This window comes from Paenibacillus sinopodophylli (assembly GCF_005930355.1).
GTDB lineage: Bacteria > Bacillota > Bacilli > Paenibacillales > Paenibacillaceae > Pristimantibacillus > Pristimantibacillus sinopodophylli.
This window is the reverse complement of record NZ_VDBO01000001.1, coordinates 546,157-564,915: the sequence shown is the minus strand read 5'-3', so window position 1 is coordinate 564,915 and position 18,759 is coordinate 546,157. Positions and strand designations below refer to the sequence as shown.

Here is an 18,759-nt window from a genome sequence, read left to right as displayed (position 1 = left end):
CGCCTATCGTATCGCTGCGCCGGCTTCTGCGGGCACAGAAGTCAAACGAATAATGTCATCGATAATGTGTTCAGCTTGGTTAGCCGTGCGTTGCATGCCTCGGATAGCCAGGCGATGGGCCAATACAGGCCTAGCCATCGCTTTAATATCATCAGGGGTTACAAAACCACGACCACGAAGAATAGCATATACCTGTGAAGCGCGCAGCAACGCTTGACTTCCCCTAGGACTTACACCAACCGATACTTCATCCCTTTTGCGAGTCTGCTCTACGATTTCCAGCAAATATTGAAGAACATCATCCGAAACCTGAACCGCGGAATACGCTTGCTGTGCCTCGTGTATCAAATCCATTCCTGCAACAGGCGTAAGCTCTGCCAGTGGATCATTAGACTTGAAACGTTTAAGCAGCTGCAGCCCCTCTTCCGTCGTCGGATAACCCATTTTGATTTTGAATAAGAATCGGTCAAGCTGTGCTTCAGGCAATGGAAAGGTTCCTTGATTCTCAATCGGATTCTGAGTAGCAATAACCATAAATGGACGTGCGAGAAGCTTCGTCTCTCCATCAATACTTATTTGTCGCTCTTCCATACACTCCAGCAGGCTGGATTGCGTACGCGGTGTTGCGCGGTTTATCTCATCGGCCAGAAGTAAATTCGTGAATAGAGGACCTGCACGGAACTCGAATTCACTTAGCTTCTGATTATAGAAATGAATGCCGCTTAGATCAGAAGGCAGCAAATCAGGCGTGAATTGAATACGTCTAAACGTAAGATCAAGCGACTTCGAAAGCGATTTGGCTAATAACGTTTTCCCTGTACCAGGTACATCCTCAAGGAGTACATGTCCTGAAGTGATGAGTCCAATGAGCAGTAAATCGACAACGTCCTCTTTACCGATAATAACGCGTCCGATATTTGTTTTCACCTGCTCAGCTAGCTGTTTGATCGTATGGAATGACATAGTTCAGCTCCCTTATTATGTGTTAAATCCAGTACGCTCTCTTTGAAGCTTCTGAAGCTCACGCCAGCGAATCATGCGAATCCCTTCATCTTGAAGCGTCTGCTTAATCATTGGATCACGGAAGAGCTCAAGCTCCATACCGCGTTTCAGAGGTTGCCCATGAAAGGCAATGAGTTCATCAGTAACAACTGATGGATGGATAATTAGCTCGGTAACACCAGGGTGAAGACTACTTAACAGCTGCTGCATGCTTGACCTTAACACGTTATAGTCTTCGCCTTCCTGCAAGTGAAAAGGCAAACCGACCAAATAGTCGAGAATGACGACGCCTTTCGAGTCAGCAAGCTGGGCAAGCTGCTTCGCCTGTTCGGCAAGCTCCGGCGGTGCAATCTGTCCGTTTTCTTGCAGCAAGTACCTAGGCAAACGAAAAGGCAATCCGTAGGAAGCGCATACATCGAGAACAGCGGGGAGAAAATGGCGACCAGTCGCAAGTCCATATAAACTGCCCATATGATTATCTGCATGAGATGGCTTCATGCCCATCGACAAAGCCATTTCAACTTGAGCAATCAGCTCTGCTTGTACTTGCTGCTCATCTGCTTGCTGCTCAAACGTTTTACAATCCTTTGGGAAATAATTTTCGGTTGTAACTAATGATTCGGTTGATCCTTTGCGATTAACAGGGCCCCAGCGATACGAATCCCATTCACTCGTTAACGTGAAATGAACGCCTACATCGATTTGAGGATGTCTAGCACTCCATAATGCGGCTTCCCTTGCCCAAGCACAAGGCATCATCAAAGTTGCCGAACTTACCGCTTCTTCAAGCAGCAGCTGTTGAATGCCTATATTAGCGGAATGGCATACGCCATAGTCATCTGCATTGACGAGAAGAAGCCTCTCATTTTCTCCATATCCGAGCTCTTTGGCCAAACTCATGCAATCTCATCCTCCCAATGTTCATTTATCCACTCACACCCAAATGCGGATTGCTCCACAATCTGGCACAATACTTCTTCTTGATCGAGCCCTTCATTCAAGCGGACTGCGAAATGCAGGGCAACATCGATTAACCTCAACTTCATACATGCAGGCAAATACTGCAGCTCCAGATCTGTCAGCTCGCCTTTGTTCAAGTACCCCTTTAGTAGCAGCTTGATCTTAGCGCTCAGCTCTCCATCATTAGGCTTTAGGAGGTCGACTACAATAACAGCGAGCTCCATCACCCTAACATCCATCGTCGCAAACTCGAAATCAAGTACACCGATGATCGCATCACCTCGCGAAACAGTATTATTGAATACCAGATCGCCATGAATCCATTGCATCGGCCAGCTTGCGAGCTCTGCACAAATTTCTGCTAGACCATCCCGCTCTCGTTGAAGCATCTCGAAGCTTGATTGTCTAGCAGCAAGTGCCACTGAGCGGCTCGCTATTGCTAGAAAAGCTTGAACATCCATAGATGCATAGGTTTTATTCAGCTCATAGTAAGGGCTATAGAGCGGTTTTCGAATAGGCTGTATCTCACGTAAGGAAGATGTAAGCAACGCTGCAGTTTCACCTAAGGCATGAACATGCGCAGGAATGGTTACCTCTGGACGATCACCTTCAATATAATGAAATAATGCCGACAGCGTGCCGTCCTCCGAGATACTTAGTGTATCACCATTTTTGTTCAGAATCGGAACCGGAATGCGGAATGGAAGCTCCTCCTGCTGCAAGGCTGATAGAACCTCTTGCTCCAATCTTACAATATCAGCATCTTTATGGTTATTGTATATTCTAAGAACATAACGTTCATTTCTGGAAGTTATGATCCGCGTTGTATTGTTCATTCCGCTCTCACGCTGCTCGACCTCATAGGGCTCTGCCAGAAGATAGGCATTCAAATAGGCTGTGAAATCAATGCTGTTCATGCTGCTTTCCATCCCCCTGCTTATCCTGTAAAAGCTTCTCTAGTCTAGCTCCAAGCTGATCCTGCCAGCTTGCTGCCAATTCTTTAACTGCAAGAAGCTTACGAATGCCTTCTATGTCGTCTTTGTTCTTATACATGACGCGATTCGCTTCAGCGATCGTTATGCGAGCTTGGTGTCGGCTAGCAATGATAAACGGCGTTCCAGCAGCTATGGTGCCTTCTTGCAGCACGCGGAAATAAAACCCCGTAAAGCCCTGTTGTTGGACACGTACAGGCAGCTCGGGCAGTGAATGCCTTAATCCAAGCTTATAACAAGGCTGTCTAGGCTGGCTTACCTGGACAATAATATCACCAGCATGAATGATATCTCCGATGCACAAGTCATCCTCCGTCCATTCCGACAAAGTGAAATTTTCACCAAATGCTCCGAATGCAAAGGATTGATCAAATTGCTCATTCCAATAATCATATCTTTGTTCAAAGTACACGCAGACCGCTTTGTCAGGTCCGCCATGATTAATGAGATCGCCTTGCCCATCGCCTTGTATTCCTGTTATGGATAACCGATGTGCTGACGATGAAGGGCTCTTGAATATACCCGATTGTATTTGCTTGGAGCCATGGGCTATTGCGACAGGCTCGCCTACGTTTAGCGAAAGGAGTCTGGCACTACCCGTTTGCTGCGTCATATCCTTCTTGCCCCCTATGTTGTTCTCAAATCCTCATATCTGACTATTATAATCTTCATAGGGAGATGTTGGCAAAGAGATATAACAACATAAAATATTAATATCATTAAATTTATATATATAAGTGCTTTCGACAAGACTTCCTTCCTTTATCTTTCTGCATGTCGAAAAGCTCTCTTTCCTGTTGCTTATTGCGCTTCCCCGGGAAATGTTTTGGAATTGTCCGAATATTTCCTACCATCCTCCTCTATATTTCCCACATATGAGATGCAGATTATTTCGTTATTTTCCGCTACTGAATCAGCTTGCCATGTATGAAAATAATCAACAGGAGTGCTGTCACCACGATTACTCCACCTGTCTGGATGAACCAAGCTGCCAAAATCACAGAGAATAGAAACCACGCCACAGAGATGCATTTAACTGTTTTGCTCCAATTTCCCATATGCCAAGGACCATTCAGCAACCGCTTTGTTTTAACCTGATCTCTAAGCTTTAGCGCAATTGGAATCGCATAGGAAAGCTGCAAGGCAATGAATGAAGATGTGCGCAGCAGAAGAGATGATTTTTGTAACTAATAACAGTGCGATAGAAACACTCGCACATAACAAGATGACTAACCTTGAACCATCCTTGCTTTCAAAAGATAGGTTACATTTAACTGATTCGTGATAATGGATATAAAAAAGCCTCCCTTCATTGAAGAAAGGAGGCCATAGTATCAGATACGATTAGATTGAGCGCTGCATCGTGTGCTTATCTATCAATTGAAGAACATCATTCTTTAGCTCGATAATATCAAATGGTTTTGTATAGCACTTGCTAATTCCGAGCTCCAGAGCTTCCTCCAGCTTATCTGGCGAAGCATATGCCGTAATAAGTACCACCGGAACCGATTCGGATATCGAACGTATACCTCCCAATATTCCAATACCGTCCATATCCGGTAATTTCAGATCAAGCAAGATGCAATGTAGCTGCTGTTCTCCGCATATAGCCAAGGCTTCAGCCCCGGATTCCGCTTCAAAAACACGGACGCCGGTTGCCAAGAACAATTCGGTGAGCATCAGTCTTATGGAATATTGGTCATCTACGACAAGCAGATGAACGTCATCGCCATAATCCCTGCTCCTTCTCTCCGTTTGGAGCTCTTCCTTAACCGTTGCTTTAGCCTGAGTACCGACTGATGAGGTCAACTTCACTAATTCAGCAGGAATGTGAAGAGCAGACTCCCTTTCGGTGCTGCGCTGTCCCTTTTCCATTTTACGCTGCTGGTAGAAGACAAACGACACGGCAGCAAGCAAAGCAGCGATAAAAAGAATAAGAAAATAGGTCAATGGGTAGGGTCGTCTCCTTGAACGCTTTGCGGCTGAAAAGCAGCAATGCAAAAGTTAGCGTGCTCGTATTCAATCATTAACAAGCATAGCACCAAGCGGGCCGTCCTCATTGATGATATCTTGCAATACATAAACTGAAATTGGAAAATAAATGAATCCATACACATAAGCCGCGAGCTCATACAACTGAAAATAAACAACAAGTGATCTGTCCGCTACGTAATAGTCCTGATCCGGTCGAATCGATTTGAATGGTTCCAGTGTCTCAATCTTTCTTTCCTTGATTTGAGCGCTTACGATTGCGCTAATTCGGCCTATATAATCAGAACCCGGCTTGAACAGCTGAGCCAGCGTATACGTTTGACCTGTAGATTGTTTAAAAGTAAGCGATTGCTGCAGGGTCATGCCATGTGCCCCGCCTGTATAAGCATAATTGTACAAGGAAAGACTCAAATAATCCTTTTGATTATTTTTCTGTTCGAAATAACCGATCATTTGGGCATTCGGATCTTCTAAAGAGCCTTGGCTATGAACGAGTTGCTGCACCGTTTGATGAATCTTATGATTTATTTTCTTATCTGCATTCTCACTTTTTCCACCGCTGACATAAGGCAAAGACAGCTCTGCTTTTGGAAAATCAGCTTTAGCGGTTTGAATGACAAGTGGTGATTGAAATGGCATATGGAAGACACCTTCCTATTCGGTAAGATGCTTCATCCTATGCAGGTCACGGCTCATCTCATACCAGATGATTCCACCATGTGTAGACGAAGATAAACCTCTCAACTCAAAATGCTCTGCTTCATAGAACGGAATGAGATGCTTCTCGCACATCAGTATGATGGAATCGATGCCAGATGTCTGGCACTGCTCGACTAGCTTTCGCAGCAGCATGACCCCAATGCCCTGTCTTCTATGGTTGCCATCCACAGCAACTGTGAGAATACAGAAATGGCTGCCTTCTAATTGATCGGCATGGCTGCCCTTCATCTCGTCGCCGCAAGCTGTCTGATTTGTACGAACGCCATTCGTAATGCCTACTAATTGTTCCCCGATCCAAGCAGACCAGAAGAATGATCGATAGTGGTTATATCGTGTATGAAAACCCTCAAGTGTCGCTGCTGCTTCCGGTGTATAGCAACGCTGCTCAAGTGCTATCGCTTCATCCAGCTCTTCCAACTCAATCAGGCGAATTTTGACCGCACTCATAGCAATGCTTTCTCGCGCTCAGTCAATCTCCGGCCTCTGACATCAAGCACCAGCTTGCCGCCATTCAAGCCCAGGATTCGGTCGGCAAAGCGTTCTGCCCAATCACCCTGATGCATAACCGCAATCACAATAACGCCTTGTTCCTTGCAAAGCGCTTTCAAATCCGTCAGTACTTGGTCTGCTGTATGCGGATCGAGTCCTGCGACCGGCTCGTCTGCAGCAATAACCTTAGCACCATGCACGAGCGCTCTTGCAATCGCCATCCTCTGCCGCTCGCCTCCGCTTAGCGTATTAGCCTTCTGATGTGCTTTATCGATCAGACCGCGTTTCTCGATCATATCCATCGCGCCCATGTAATCATCGCTTCGCATCATGCCCGTCCACCTGCGCCATGCTGGCGTTTGTGAAACGGAGCCTATGATGACATTTTTGAGACCTGTCTTATTCGGAAACAAAAAGGGCTTCTCCTCTATATAAGCAACCTCCTGACGCACTTTCAGCTTGCCGGAAATACCTTGCTTGAATATATCTTTTCCGTCGAACTGATACGTTCCTTCCGTCCATTTCTCCTGAAGAGCAAGGCAGCGAAGCAATGTAGATTTCCCGCTTCCACTATCCCCCTTGATCGCAATGAAATCGCCTGGATAAGCTTCAAAGCTAATATCATTCAGTACCTTTGGTCCGCCTGGAATTTTTCTAGATAAGTTCTTTATTCTAATCATATTCCGCTCTCCTTCTGTTTGCAGCAACTGCTTCTATGAATCTAGTTTACGTTAAACAAAAAACAGTTTCCATACGAACAAATGTTTGGTATAATAAAAACAAGAACAAATGTTCCATCGATCATCGAATTCAACCATTTGGAGGAGGCCTGATCACCATGAATAACATCTGCGAAAATTTCCGTTATGTAGAGAATCAACGTCCTGGACGTGACTTAACTTTTAAGTTTTATGCCGATGGACGGCTTATCATCATCGATAATGTTGCAGAGGAGGTGATCACTCCCAAAGATTTGAAGGGTGCGAGCAAAGATTTTTATGTTCGCAGACGAATCGCTTTTATAAAAAATCAATTAAGAGCCTCACAGCTTAAATATGCTTAAAGGTAGTGAACAGGAGAGCTGGACATCGCAATGCTCTCCTGTTCATCTCTCCATGCACTTCTATTTCTATGGAAGCTGTTTGTTTATACCATTAAGGCTTGGCGGCCGTTTAGCAAACTTATCTGTTTTAAGCTTTCCTGATACTCCTCGCAAGCTAGAATGATTTTGGGAACTGTCACCTCTATGTCCTCTGTTACTTACCATCTCAATCACCTCCACTAATAGCATGCCTATCTTATTGGATAATGATGTGAAAACCATACAACCATTTACTCATACATTGACGCACCCCCTCCACTTGCGGTAGATTGATCATACAGATCCAAGTTTCGCAAAGGAGATCGTATCTATGAAGCAACAAATTATGTTTGATCTTGACGATACCTTAATTCACTGTAACAAATACTTTTATTTGGTCATAGACCAGTTCATTGATGCGATGACGACTTGGTTCGGCGTCTCATCACTGGTATCTGTCCAAGCGATTCGTGACAAACAGATGGAGATCGATATTGCAGGTGTTGCCGTCTTCGGCTTCAAGAGTGAACATTTCCCTCAATCCTTTGTCGATACTTACATTCACTTCTCTCATATAACGGGCCGTAAGCGCTCCACCAGTGAAGAAAACTTTTTATGGAAGCTTGGCTTGAGCGTATATGAGCATGATACGGAACCATATCCGAACATGGAACAGACATTATTCTCACTTGCAGAAGCCGGTCATGAGCTTCATTTGTATACGGGCGGCGAGCTGCTTATTCAACGCCGTAAGATAGAGAAGATGAATTTGGAGCGCTACTTTGAATCACGGATTTACATTCGCCGCCTCAAAAACAGCGATTCACTTGAGAACATTTTGGCAGCCGGTGTATTTGATAGAAACAGTACATGGATGGTCGGCAACTCGATTCGTACGGATGTTGTCCCTGCTTTGACAGCTGGCATACATGCCATTCATATGCGCGCTGTATCCGAATGGGAGTTTAACGTCATTGAAATCGAGGTTGAACCGAAAGGTGCTTTTTTGACGCTTGATCATCTAAGAGACGTACCTGATGCCATTCATGGTTACGTTAACCGCTAATCGAATGCATCACATGAATAGACCCGGATCGCTCTCCTATACGATGAGTGCGATCCGGGTCTTTGTTGTTGTCATCTATTGTTCAACAGCGAGCTCACCTGTTTCTACATTTCTAATGACGATTCTGCCTTCGGAAGGCGTACCGTCAGTCAATTGCAGCTTGAGCTTCATCGTTTTCCCCTTCTCCACAAGTGACTTGACCTGTGAATCCGTTAAGCTGCGACCGAAACTGTCCTTCCATATTACGAACTTACAGCCCTCTTTATAATGCGAGCAGCCATAGCCCTTGCGTCCCATAAATATCGATCCGCCGCAGCCTGGCCGTGGACATTGCGTAATCATCACCGGACCTTCTGAAGTCAGCACAGCAGCGGTTGATGGTTTCGAGACGGCTGCGGAAGTTTTAGCCTTCGTTGTACGCGAACGAGGTGCCGATGATTTATTGCCTGCAGCCCCCTTCTGTACAGCTTGGGCTTCGCTTTCGAATGATGTCTTTGCTGCGCGAGATTGAACCTTTACCTTGTCAACAATCATCGTCGCAAATTTTTTTACATTTTCCATAAACTGCCCATCTGATGCGGTTCCTCTGGATATCTCATTAAGCCGTCTCTCCCATAAGCCAGTCATTTCGGGAGACGTTAACAAATCTATACCAGCCCCACGGATAAGCTCTATGGCGGTTCTGCCCTTTTGCGTAACTTGAATTTTTTTGCCTTGCATTTCGACATATCCTACATTTTTTAATCTTTCAATCGTTGCAGCGCGCGTGGCCGGCGTACCTAAGCCCGAATCCTTCATTGCATCGCGTACATCCTCATCCTCAATCTGCTTTCCTGCGCTTTCCATCGCTTTGAGCAGCGTACCTTCTGTATAGTGCTTAGGCGGCTGTGTGTCCTTCTCCTTAACAACTGCATCTGAGCAGACGACGTCTTCATTCGCCATAACCCCGAATGGTTCATTTACTTCTATTTCTTCCTCTTCAACGTCATCCTTATCCTTGCTTTTGGCTGTTGACTTGGCCTTCTCTTTCTTCTGATCAGCATAAATGACCTTCCAGCCTAAGTTCAGCAGCTCCTTCACCGTCGTTTTAAACTGCTCATTCTCGACTTCAGTCAATACGGTATGCACTTTATATTCCGCAGGTGGGTAGAATTGCGATAGAAAGCGTCTGACGATCAGATCATACAGCTTTTGCTCATCTGGATTAAGCCCGTTTGCCTTCCGATTCGTCGGTAATATAGCATGGTGATCCTCAACCTTCGAAGGATTGCAAATAAATTTGTTCCCCTTATGTACGAGCGCGCGATTGGCACCTTTGACGAGATCATCATACATCGTACCATGAAGAGCGTTAAGTGTTTTATGCATTTCTGGAATATTCTGCTCCGTAACATAATTCGAATTCGTTCTAGGATAAGAAATGACTTTATGCTTCTCATAGAGCGCTTGTGCGGTATCCAGTGTCTTTTTCGCAGAAAATGCATATTTCCCGTTCGCTTCGCGCTGCAATAAAGTTAGGTCATAAAGCTTGAAAGGATACTCCTTCGTATCCTTTACCTCGTACGAAGCAATTCGTCCTTGTTTTCCCTTTACCTTCGCCGCAATCGCTTCAATCTTCGCTTGATCGGTTGCCCGTTCGCCCTGCCACATCCCTTTGTAGGTCATGTCTGACTGGATGAAATGTCCTTCCAGCTCAAAAAACTTCAAAGAAGAAAACGCCTCAATCTGCTTCTGCCGATCATAAATTAGTGCGAGAACTGGGGTTTGAACGCGCCCAACTGACAATAGGACGTTGTGCTTGGTCGTAAAAGCGCGTGAACCGTTCATGCCAATCAACCAGTCCGCTTCGCTTCTTGCGGTTGCCGCACGAGTCAAATTCTCGTACTCTGCTCCCTCTTTGAGCTCATCGAAGCCTTTGCGAATCGTCTCTGGCGTTAAATCAGAGATCCAAAGTCGCTTAACCGGCTGATTGAGCTTCAAGTGGCGTTGAATAAGAGAGAAGATATATTGTCCTTCCCGCCCTGCATCACAGGAATTAACGAGTAGATTACTTCGTTTGGCAAGATCACCAATTACTTTAAGCTGATCAATCGTTTTTTTGTTCGGCACCAGCTTAAACTGTGATGGAATAATCGGCAAATCATTAATATTCCATTTCTTGTAGCGGTCATCATAAGCATCTGGCTCGGCTAGCCCAATCAAATGCCCAATGGCCCAAGTAATAATATAATGCTCCCCTTCCAGGTAGGAACGGTGATTTTTTGCTTTCGGATCGATTGCGGCTGCAATATTTCGCCCCATATCTGGTTTTTCCGCAATGATTAATGTCTTCAAAAGAAATTCGCTCCTTCACTGCGCACTGGGCATATCGCATGCTGAGCAGTCAAACTACCTTTACCCGCGTACGCTAGCTTTATACTTGATTTCATCAGCATACCCAACAGATTATGTAGTCTATCAAGTAATAATAAATGTCATTAAGGATGAGCAGGGGATTCCAAATAGGCTATTATTGTATTGAATATCGAGCGTACACCGTTCGACCAGTTCGGATCCTCTGCATACTCCCGATTGATCCATTGGAACGGGTCTGTTTCCGCTGGTCGATCCTTACTGAGTCTAGCAATGGTACGTGATGCAATCTCAGCTGATTGTTTAATATCAGTATTAAATTCCTGCCAGCTATGGAACACATTAAACGGATTATTCGCGATTTGCAGGTGCTGCTTGTTCGTTACCGGTACAAATCCCTGCTCTTGCCCCGTAATCGCAAACAAAATAACAGGATGAATATCGAATGACTTGGCAGCATCTACAATAGCTCCGAAATACGGCTGCTTCGCTAGTACAGACGACTTTGTTTGCAGGTATGCCACTAACCGCTTCTCATCAACGGCATGATAACGAAGCTCAGCTGGAAGTCCATCCATAACGTTTGGAAGCGACTGAGCTGGCTGCATGGCTGCAGGTGGCTGTAATTTGTTGTCCGAAGGCTTGCTCAGTGACCATCCATACAGGAGCGACGCTGCTATCAAGCATAGTGATACAAAGCCATAGCCAGCATTTCTCAGTCGTCTCCTTGCTGCAGCATTCTTACTCCAGCCTGATTGCGGAAGGGTAATCATTTGAGCTTGTACCAAAGCATCATGAAGATTCACAACGCCTTCTCCCACAAGTCTTACTTTCAGATGCGCGAGAACGCCCTTCTCAGCAGCTAATCCCTGTTTACCCAATTGATCCATGTGCGCGGATATATCGTTCATTATACGCTGCATGAGAGGCCTCTCGCAGCTAATAGCGAGCTGCTGCTCAACCCATTCATGCAAAGGACCGTATATCGCCATATCGGTTCGATCGAGCGGCCAGCATGCGACTAATATATCTTCGGCTCGGAGCGGCCTCTGCTTCTCCAGTATGGTATCTCGGATAAGCTTTTCCGCAATCATCTGCTTTAAGCTGCTATCGAAATTCGGCAATTGCTTATGTATAATGCGCTTAACGGCATCCGCTACAATTTCTACATGCTCGTCCTGCGGCAAAGCCGCGTATTTATGCTGAACGTAGCTGCGAATATTACGTACATCTGTCGGAGACAGCACATAGGCTTCCTCGGCTTGCATGACGAATCTCCCCTTCACGTCATCTTACACCGATTCTACCACATCTTTCCTTACGATTGGATACTTGAATCTCTAATCTTCTGTTGTATATGCGGCTCCATTATGAAAGCAGCAATTAGAACTCAAACAGCAAGAAAAGCGCCCTAAGGCGCTCCCTATGCTGTTTATACGATTGTAAAGGCTCTTTCAATCCCATCCTTTAAGGAAGCATTGAAGTACCCATCAAATATTTATCAACCTCGCGAGCCGCTTCACGGCCTTCGTTGATTGCCCATACGACAAGACTTTGTCCACGGCGCATATCACCTGCAGCAAACACTTTATCTACGCTTGTTACATATTTCCCGTATCTTGCTTTTACGTTCGAGCGTTTGTCCTGTTCAAGGCCAAGCTGCTCAATAATTGGTGTTTCCGGTCCTTCGAAGCCTACAGCGATGAATACAAGATCCGCTGGCCAAACTTTTTCTGTTCCAGGAATTTCACTATAAATCTTGCGGCCAGTCTCATCAACCGTACGCTCGATTTGAACCGTGTGAAGCTCCTTCAAATTACCGTTGCCGTCTCCAACGAATTTCTTCGTAAGAACAGAGAATGCACGTGGATCTTCACCGAACAATGCTTTCGCTTCCTCATGTGCATAATCGAGTGTGTACACATTAGGGAATTGCGGCCAAGGGTTGTTCAGGCTGTCGCGCTCAAGCGGTGCTTTCGCATGCGTACCGAATTGAGTAACTGACTTACAGCCATGACGGAGTGCAGTTGCTACACAGTCTGAACCAGTGTCGCCGCCTCCGATTACGATAACATCCTTGTCTTTCGCCGAAATATATTTGCCGTCTTCCAAGTTGGAATCCAGGTAGCTCTTAATTGTACCGTTCAAATAATCCATTGCCATGTGAACGCCGTTCAACTCGCGGCCTTCCATTTGAACATCACGAGCTCTTGTTGATCCGCCGCAAAGAACAACTGCATCAAAGTTCTCAACGAGCTCATTTGCTGTAATGTCTTTGCCGATTTCTGTGTTTGTAACGAACTCAATGCCTTCAGCCGTCATTAGATCCACTCGACGCTGAACAACATGCTTCTCAAGCTTCATCGTTGGAATGCCGTAAGTGAGCAAGCCACCAATGCGGTCAGCACGTTCATACACGGTTACAGTATGTCCAGCTTTGTTCAACTGAGCCGCAGTTGCCATCCCAGCAGGGCCAGAGCCTACAACAGCAATTCGTTTACCTGTACGCATCTTAGGAGGCTGAGGAACGACCCAACCCTCGTCAAAGCCGCGGTCAATAATCGCTTGCTCAATCGTCTTGATTGTTACTGCGTCTCCAATCAATCCTACCGTACATGAACCTTCGCACGGAGCCGGACATACACGACCCGTAAATTCAGGAAAATTGTTCGTTTTATGCAGACGGTCCAGCGCCTCGCGCCACAACCCACGGTAGATCAGGTTATTCCATTCCGGAATCAAGTTATTGACCGGACAACCCGAAACTGAGCCTGCGAGCTCCATGCCCGTATGACAGTAAGGCGTACCGCAGTCCATGCAGCGAGCTCCCTGTGTTTTGAGCTGTTCGTCCGAAAAATGCTTATGAAATTCTTGCCAATCTTTAATACGCTCCAGCGGGTCGCGATCGGCCGGCAGTTCGCGTTGATATTCCATAAAACCAGTAGGTGTAGACATGATCGCATTTCCTCCATCCATATTTCCCGTTAACCAATGCTACGATTCTCTTCAAACTATATCGGGAATTCAGCAAATATTCAATAACAAACTTTCTCAGGAAACGACTATTTTGTCTAAAGCACTCGATTACTATTTTACAACATCCTAGCATTCAAAGGCTTAGATCGTTAATGGATTATACGTACAATCATTTGCACTTTATGACATATCGTTCGTCAAACGTTCGGTTTTGGCCAAAAAAAGCTAACTCGTGCGCCTTGTGAAGGTCTGAAAAGTAAAGGCATACTTATTTTTCTCATCACTCTCACGCGGATCGCTTTCCACAAGTTTCCAGTCCGATTCAGCGAACGATGGAAAGAATGAATCTCCGCCTTCAATCTCTACATCTACTACCGTAAGCAGCAGTTTGTCTGCGAGCGGTAGAAACTGAGCGTATATATCTGCACCGCCAATGACGACCAATTCTTCATCTTTAAAGCGCTCAATTGCCTCTGGAATAGCATATACAAGCTCACAGCCAGCGGGATGGTAATCGGTTTGGCGCGTTAGTACGACATTCCGACGGTCGACGAGCGGCTTAGGAAGTGATTCGAACGTTTTGCGTCCCATAAGAACCGTTTTGCCAATCGTCATTTTTTTGAAAAAAGCCATTTCTGCTGGCAAACGCCACGGCAATTTGTTATCTATGCCAATCGTTCGATTCCGATCCATTGCCCCAATTAATGTAATAGACATTTGTATTTCACCTCTCTATCGATAAGCACAGTTATTCTACACCGCTACCGGCGCTTTAATCGCTGGCTGCGGATTGTAATTGTCAATGCTCAAATCCTCAACTGTAAAGTCGAATATTGATTTCTTATCTGCATTCAATGTAAGCGTTGGCAAAGCACCCGGCTCACGAATCAATTGCGTTTGAATTTGAGCCAAATGATTCGTATAAATATGAGCATCTCCAAGTGTATGAATAAACTCTCCCACCTCGAGCCCGCATTCATGCGCAACCATGTGCGTAAGCAGAGCATAGCTTGCAATGTTGAATGGAATGCCAAGGAAAATGTCAGCGCTGCGCTGATATAGCTGGCATGAAAGCATTCCGTTCGTTACATAAAATTGAAACATGGTATGACATGGAGGTAGGGCCATATTGTTAGGAACATCCTCCGGATTCCAAGCTGACACAATCAATCTTCTTGAATCAGGGTTATGCTTTATTGTGGCAATAACATCTTTCAATTGATCGATTGTATCACCCTGAGACGTCTTCCATTCCCGCCACTGCTTGCCGTAGACATTGCCAAGCTCGCCGAACTCCTCAGCAAATTGATCATTTGTGAGAACGTTCTGCTTGAAGATCTCCATCTGTTCGTTATACTCCGAAGCAAACGCGGAATCAGTTTGCGAACGCAGCCCGAAATTTGTCATGTCAGGCCCTGTATATGCAGAGCTCTCCACCCATCTCTTAAAAGCCCATTCATTCCAAATATTATTGTTATGCTGCAACAGATAACGAATATTGGTATCTCCTTGGATAAACCAAATCAATTCACTCGCAATAAGACGAAACGGCACACGCTTCGTTGTAAGCAATGGAAAACCATCGCTTAGATCGAACCGCATTTGATAACCAAAGACAGAGATTGTACCCGTACCCGTTCGATCTTCTTTTTTATTGCCATGCTCCAACACATATTTTAACAATTGCAAGTAAGTTTGCTCGCTATTGCTCATATCTAAACCGCCCCCGATTCTAAACGAAAATCGTAAAAATAACAATTTATTATACCACTATTCAAGTAGTCTGTCCTGCTTTCGTTTCTTTCTAAGCGCATAGCGCTCAGGTGCTGTTGCATGCAGTTTCTTCTCTTCTTCCGTTACAGGGACAACCGTTGGAACAATTGCAGGCTTGCCAGACTGATCTAATGCGACAAAAGTAAAAAATGCCGTAACTGTCGTTTTGCGATTCCCGCTAATCAAGTTTTCTGAGCGAACGGCTACGTAAACCTCCATTGAACTTCGGTTCGTCCAGGTTACGAAAGCTTCAACCTCTATCACTTCGCCTACTTGGATCGGGGCGAGAAAATCGAGGCTGTCAGTAGATGCCGTCACCGCTTGCATGCGGGCATGACGCATCGCCGCTATAGCTGCTACCTTATCCATATACTCCATTACCTTGCCGCCGAACATCGTATCGTAATGATTCGTATCCAGGGGAAAGATCAACTGCGTCATAATTGTTCTGGATTCGCTAGCCGGCTTCATCAGCTCTTCTGTCAGGATAAACACCCCTTTTCGTTGAATCAGATGCTGCAGATGCACAAAGAGGCCCCGTCGGCTGGAAAGCCGCGTGACCTCTAATCGTGCAAGTTGATTGCAATTATTTAATGAAAGTATGAATAGGATGACCAAGCGCAACTTCAGCAGCATCGAGCACAATTTCGCCAAGTGTAGGGTGAGCATGGATCGTAAGCGCGATATCTTCAAGTGTAGCGCCCATTTCGATTCCAAGCGCTAGCTCAGCAATCATATTGGAAGCTTCGATACCGATAATTTGCGCGCCTAATACAAGACCGGAGTCTGCATCAGCGACAAGCTTAACGAATCCTTCGTTTGCATTAAGTGACATCGCACGTCCATTGATTGCAAACGGGAATTTGCCCACTTTAACGTTATAGCCTTTGTCTTTCGCTTCCTTCTCGCTGTATCCAACGCTTGCGCATTCTGGATCAGAGAAGCAAACGGCAGGCACACATTTGTAGTCAATAACGCTTGAATGGCCCGAAATGACCTCAGCAGCTACACGGCCCTCATACATGGCTTTGTGCGCAAGCGCAGGTCCAGCAATGATGTCGCCAATTGCAAAGATATGTGGAATGTTCGTACGGCATTGTTCGTCAACTTCAACAAGACCGCGATCCGAAAGCTTCACGTTGATCAAATCAAGACCAAGCTCACCGTCAGTGTTCGGACGACGTCCAACCGTTACAAGCAAGTAATCAGCTGTTACTTTTTCTTCTTTGTCGCCAACTGTGTAAGTTACCGTAACCTCTTTATCCGTTTGCTCAGCACCTTTAGCTTGAGCGCCAGTAATGATATCAACGTTCGTGCTTTTCAATTTCTTCGCAACGATGGAAGACATGTCTTTATCGAAGCCAGGAAGAATCGCATCGGAACCTTCAATTACCGTTACTTTCGTACCGAATTTGGAGTACATTTGGCCAAGCTCGATACCGATATAGCCGCCGCCGATTACGACAAGGCTTTTTGGAATTTCAGGCAAGGACAGCGCGCCAGTTGAAGATACGATACGGCCGCCGTAAGGGAATGCTTTAAGCTCAATTGGGCGTGAGCCCGTAGCGATGATACAGTTTTTGAAACGGTAGCGCGGCGCTTCTTGGTCGTTGAATACGCGAGCTTCGTTCTCGTTAATGAACATCACTTCGCCTTGGAAATATTGGACTTTGTTTGCTTTCAATAGAGAAGCAACGCCGCCTGTCAATTTTTTGACGATACCTGCTTTAAACTCTTGCACTTTTGTAAAATCAACCTTTGCTTCGCCAACTTCAATACCAAAGGCTGACGCATGGCTGATGGATTCATATTGATGAGAAGCGGAGATCAATGCTTTCGATGGAATACAGCCCACGTTCAAGCATACGCCGCCTACATATTCTTTATCCACGATAAGTACATTCTGACCAAGCTGAGCAGCACGGATCGCCGCTACATAACCGCCGGGACCTGCACCAATAATTAGAGTGTCAATATCTAGGGAAGCATCACCTACGACCATGTCTTATACCTCCATTATGAACAGTTCCGGTTGCCCCAGAAGTGTTTTGATGTAATTCATAAAGTTTTGTGCCGTTGCGCCGTCAATGAGACGGTGGTCAAAGCTAAGTGAAAGAGCCATTACTGGAGCAGCTACGATTTCGCCATTGCGAACGATCGCTTTCTCAGTAATTCTGCCAGTACCTAGTATAGCAACCTCAGGGAAGTTGATAACTGGAGTGAAGAACATTCCGCCAGCTGAACCAATGTTCGAGATGGAGATTGTGCTTCCTTTCAATTCGCTTCCTGCAAGCTTGCCATCACGGCCGCGAGCAGCTAGATCACGGATGGAATCCGCAATTTTGAATAGATTTTTACGGTCTGCATCCTCGATAACCGGAACGATTAGTCCGTTATCTGTATCAGTTGCAATACCGATGTTGTAGTATTTGCGAAGCACGATTTCTTGGTTTGCCTCATCAAGCGTAGCGTTCAAAATTGGGAACTCGCGGCAAGCAGCCACAAGAGCTTTCACGATGAACGGCAGATACGTAAGCTTGGAGCCTTTTTTCTCGGCATAAGGCTTATATTTAGCACGAAGTGCAACCAATTCCGTAACGTCAACCTCATCCATAATCGTAACGTGAGGTGCTGTGTAAACTGATTTGGACATTGCGTTCGCAATGATTTTGCGAATGCCTTTGAACGGAACGCGTTCTTCTGGACGGTAAGGCGTACCAGATGCTGTATGTGCAGGCTTCGCTTCGCCAGCACCTTTCGCTGCCACTTCTGCGTTGCTTGATTGTTCAGCAGCAGGTGCTGCATCGACCGCAACAGCAGCAGGTGCACCGCCAAAACCAGTTACGTCATCGCGAGTAATACGGCCATTCTTGCCTGTTCCGCCAACTTGCGTTAGGTCTACACCTTGTTCACGAGCAAACTTGCGAACGCTAGGTGTCGCCAGAACAAGACCGCCAGTTGCACTCGGGGCTGTTGGAGCAGGAGCAGCAGCCGGAGCTGTCGCTTGTGCTTTAGGAGCTTCCGCTACTGGAGCCGGGGCCGCTTCTGCCTTTGGAGCTTCTGCTTTAGGAGCTTCCGCAGCAGCAGGTGTCGCTTGCTCAGGAAGTTCGCCTTCGACGTCAATGATCGCTACGATCTCGCCAATATGGCATACTTGACCGTCCTTCACAAGCACTTCCAATACTTTGCCGTTAACTGGGCAAGGTACTTCTACGATTGCTTTATCATTCTGTACTTCCATAATAATATCATCATCTGTAACCGCATCGCCGACTTTGATGTTCACTTTGACGATTTCGCCTTCGTGCAAGCCTTCGCCAAGCTCTGGGAAACGATATTCGAATTTAGCCACCGCT

At 45.8% G+C, this 18,759-nt stretch carries 18 protein-coding genes; 2 read left to right on the top strand and 16 right to left on the bottom strand.

The features are described from left to right. Nucleotides 1-3: 3 nt before the first annotated feature. The 8 genes from FGT79_RS02420 to FGT79_RS02385 form a co-directional block, all read right to left on the bottom strand. On the bottom strand, nt 4-963 hold the full coding sequence (locus FGT79_RS02420) for an AAA family ATPase (RefSeq protein ID WP_138751189.1): 960 nt from the start codon (nt 961-963) through the stop codon (nt 4-6). 15 nt (nt 964-978) lie between these two features. Beyond that, on the bottom strand, nt 979-1,902 hold the full coding sequence (locus FGT79_RS02415; RefSeq protein WP_138751188.1) for a polysaccharide deacetylase family protein: 924 nt from the start codon (nt 1,900-1,902) through the stop codon (nt 979-981). Beyond that, a complete protein-coding gene (locus tag FGT79_RS02410) occupies nt 1,899-2,879 on the bottom strand; it encodes a phosphotransferase (protein WP_171056045.1) in 981 nt (326 codons plus the stop codon). Before FGT79_RS02410 ends, FGT79_RS02415 begins: the two co-directional genes overlap by 4 nt. Continuing rightward, nucleotides 2,866-3,567 (bottom strand): MOSC domain-containing protein, encoded by a 702-nt coding sequence (locus FGT79_RS02405; protein ID WP_138751186.1) that lies wholly within the window; start codon nt 3,565-3,567, stop codon nt 2,866-2,868. Before FGT79_RS02405 ends, FGT79_RS02410 begins: the two co-directional genes overlap by 14 nt. 731 nt (nt 3,568-4,298) lie before the next feature. Next, a complete protein-coding gene (locus tag FGT79_RS02400) occupies nt 4,299-4,904 on the bottom strand; it encodes a response regulator (protein WP_138751185.1) in 606 nt (201 codons plus the stop codon). A 69-nt stretch (nt 4,905-4,973) separates the two neighbouring features. Continuing rightward, nucleotides 4,974-5,585, bottom strand: a complete 612-nt coding sequence (locus FGT79_RS02395) for a DUF3298 and DUF4163 domain-containing protein (RefSeq protein ID WP_138751184.1) — start codon at nt 5,583-5,585, stop codon at nt 4,974-4,976. Between the two features lie 15 nt (nt 5,586-5,600). Continuing rightward, the gene (locus FGT79_RS02390) at nt 5,601-6,113 is read right to left on the bottom strand and encodes a GNAT family N-acetyltransferase (RefSeq protein ID WP_138751183.1); all 513 of its coding nucleotides are present in this window, start codon (nt 6,111-6,113) and stop codon (nt 5,601-5,603) included. Continuing rightward, the gene (locus FGT79_RS02385) at nt 6,110-6,835 is read right to left on the bottom strand and encodes a phosphonate ABC transporter ATP-binding protein (protein ID WP_138751182.1); all 726 of its coding nucleotides are present in this window, start codon (nt 6,833-6,835) and stop codon (nt 6,110-6,112) included. The genes FGT79_RS02390 and FGT79_RS02385 overlap by 4 nt, the downstream gene beginning before the upstream one ends. A gap of 158 nt (nt 6,836-6,993) precedes the next feature. Between FGT79_RS02385 and FGT79_RS02380 the strand changes: the two genes are divergently transcribed. Together FGT79_RS02380 and FGT79_RS02375 are read left to right on the top strand one after the other, a co-directional pair. Next, nucleotides 6,994-7,218: a hypothetical protein gene (locus FGT79_RS02380; RefSeq protein ID WP_138751181.1), complete on the top strand. Its 225-nt coding sequence runs from the start codon at nt 6,994-6,996 to the stop codon at nt 7,216-7,218. Nucleotides 7,219-7,567: 349 nt separating this feature from the next. Further along, entirely contained in the window at nt 7,568-8,302 is a 735-nt protein-coding gene (locus tag FGT79_RS02375; protein WP_138751180.1) for an HAD family hydrolase, read from the top strand. Between the two features lie 75 nt (nt 8,303-8,377). Here FGT79_RS02375 and FGT79_RS02370 read toward each other — a convergent pair whose 3' ends face one another. From FGT79_RS02370 to FGT79_RS02335, 8 genes are all read right to left on the bottom strand, one after another. Next, nucleotides 8,378-10,636, bottom strand: coding sequence for a type IA DNA topoisomerase (locus FGT79_RS02370; RefSeq protein ID WP_138751179.1), 2,259 nt, complete (start codon nt 10,634-10,636; stop codon nt 8,378-8,380). 143 nt (nt 10,637-10,779) lie between these two features. Continuing rightward, a complete protein-coding gene (locus FGT79_RS02365; protein WP_138751178.1) occupies nt 10,780-11,922 on the bottom strand; it encodes a glucosaminidase domain-containing protein in 1,143 nt (380 codons plus the stop codon). A 199-nt stretch (nt 11,923-12,121) separates the two neighbouring features. Beyond that, a complete protein-coding gene (locus tag FGT79_RS02360; protein WP_138751177.1) occupies nt 12,122-13,609 on the bottom strand; it encodes a glutamate synthase subunit beta in 1,488 nt (495 codons plus the stop codon). Nucleotides 13,610-13,855: 246 nt separating this feature from the next. Then, the gene (locus FGT79_RS02355) at nt 13,856-14,347 is read right to left on the bottom strand and encodes a dihydrofolate reductase (RefSeq protein ID WP_138751176.1); all 492 of its coding nucleotides are present in this window, start codon (nt 14,345-14,347) and stop codon (nt 13,856-13,858) included. Nucleotides 14,348-14,383: 36 nt separating this feature from the next. Then, nucleotides 14,384-15,343 carry a thymidylate synthase gene (locus FGT79_RS02350; RefSeq protein ID WP_138751175.1) on the bottom strand — a complete coding sequence of 320 codons (960 nt, stop codon included), beginning with the start codon at nt 15,341-15,343 and terminating at the stop codon, nt 14,384-14,386. Between the two features lie 57 nt (nt 15,344-15,400). Next, entirely contained in the window at nt 15,401-15,874 is a 474-nt protein-coding gene (locus FGT79_RS02345; protein ID WP_138752896.1) for an acyl-CoA thioesterase, read from the bottom strand. A 115-nt stretch (nt 15,875-15,989) separates the two neighbouring features. Then, on the bottom strand, nt 15,990-17,405 hold the full coding sequence (lpdA, locus tag FGT79_RS02340; RefSeq protein ID WP_138751174.1) for a dihydrolipoyl dehydrogenase: 1,416 nt from the start codon (nt 17,403-17,405) through the stop codon (nt 15,990-15,992). Between the two features lie 3 nt (nt 17,406-17,408). Next, nucleotides 17,409-18,755, bottom strand: coding sequence for a dihydrolipoamide acetyltransferase family protein (locus FGT79_RS02335; RefSeq protein ID WP_138751173.1), 1,347 nt, complete (start codon nt 18,753-18,755; stop codon nt 17,409-17,411). Between the last annotated feature and the right edge of the window lie 4 nt (nt 18,756-18,759).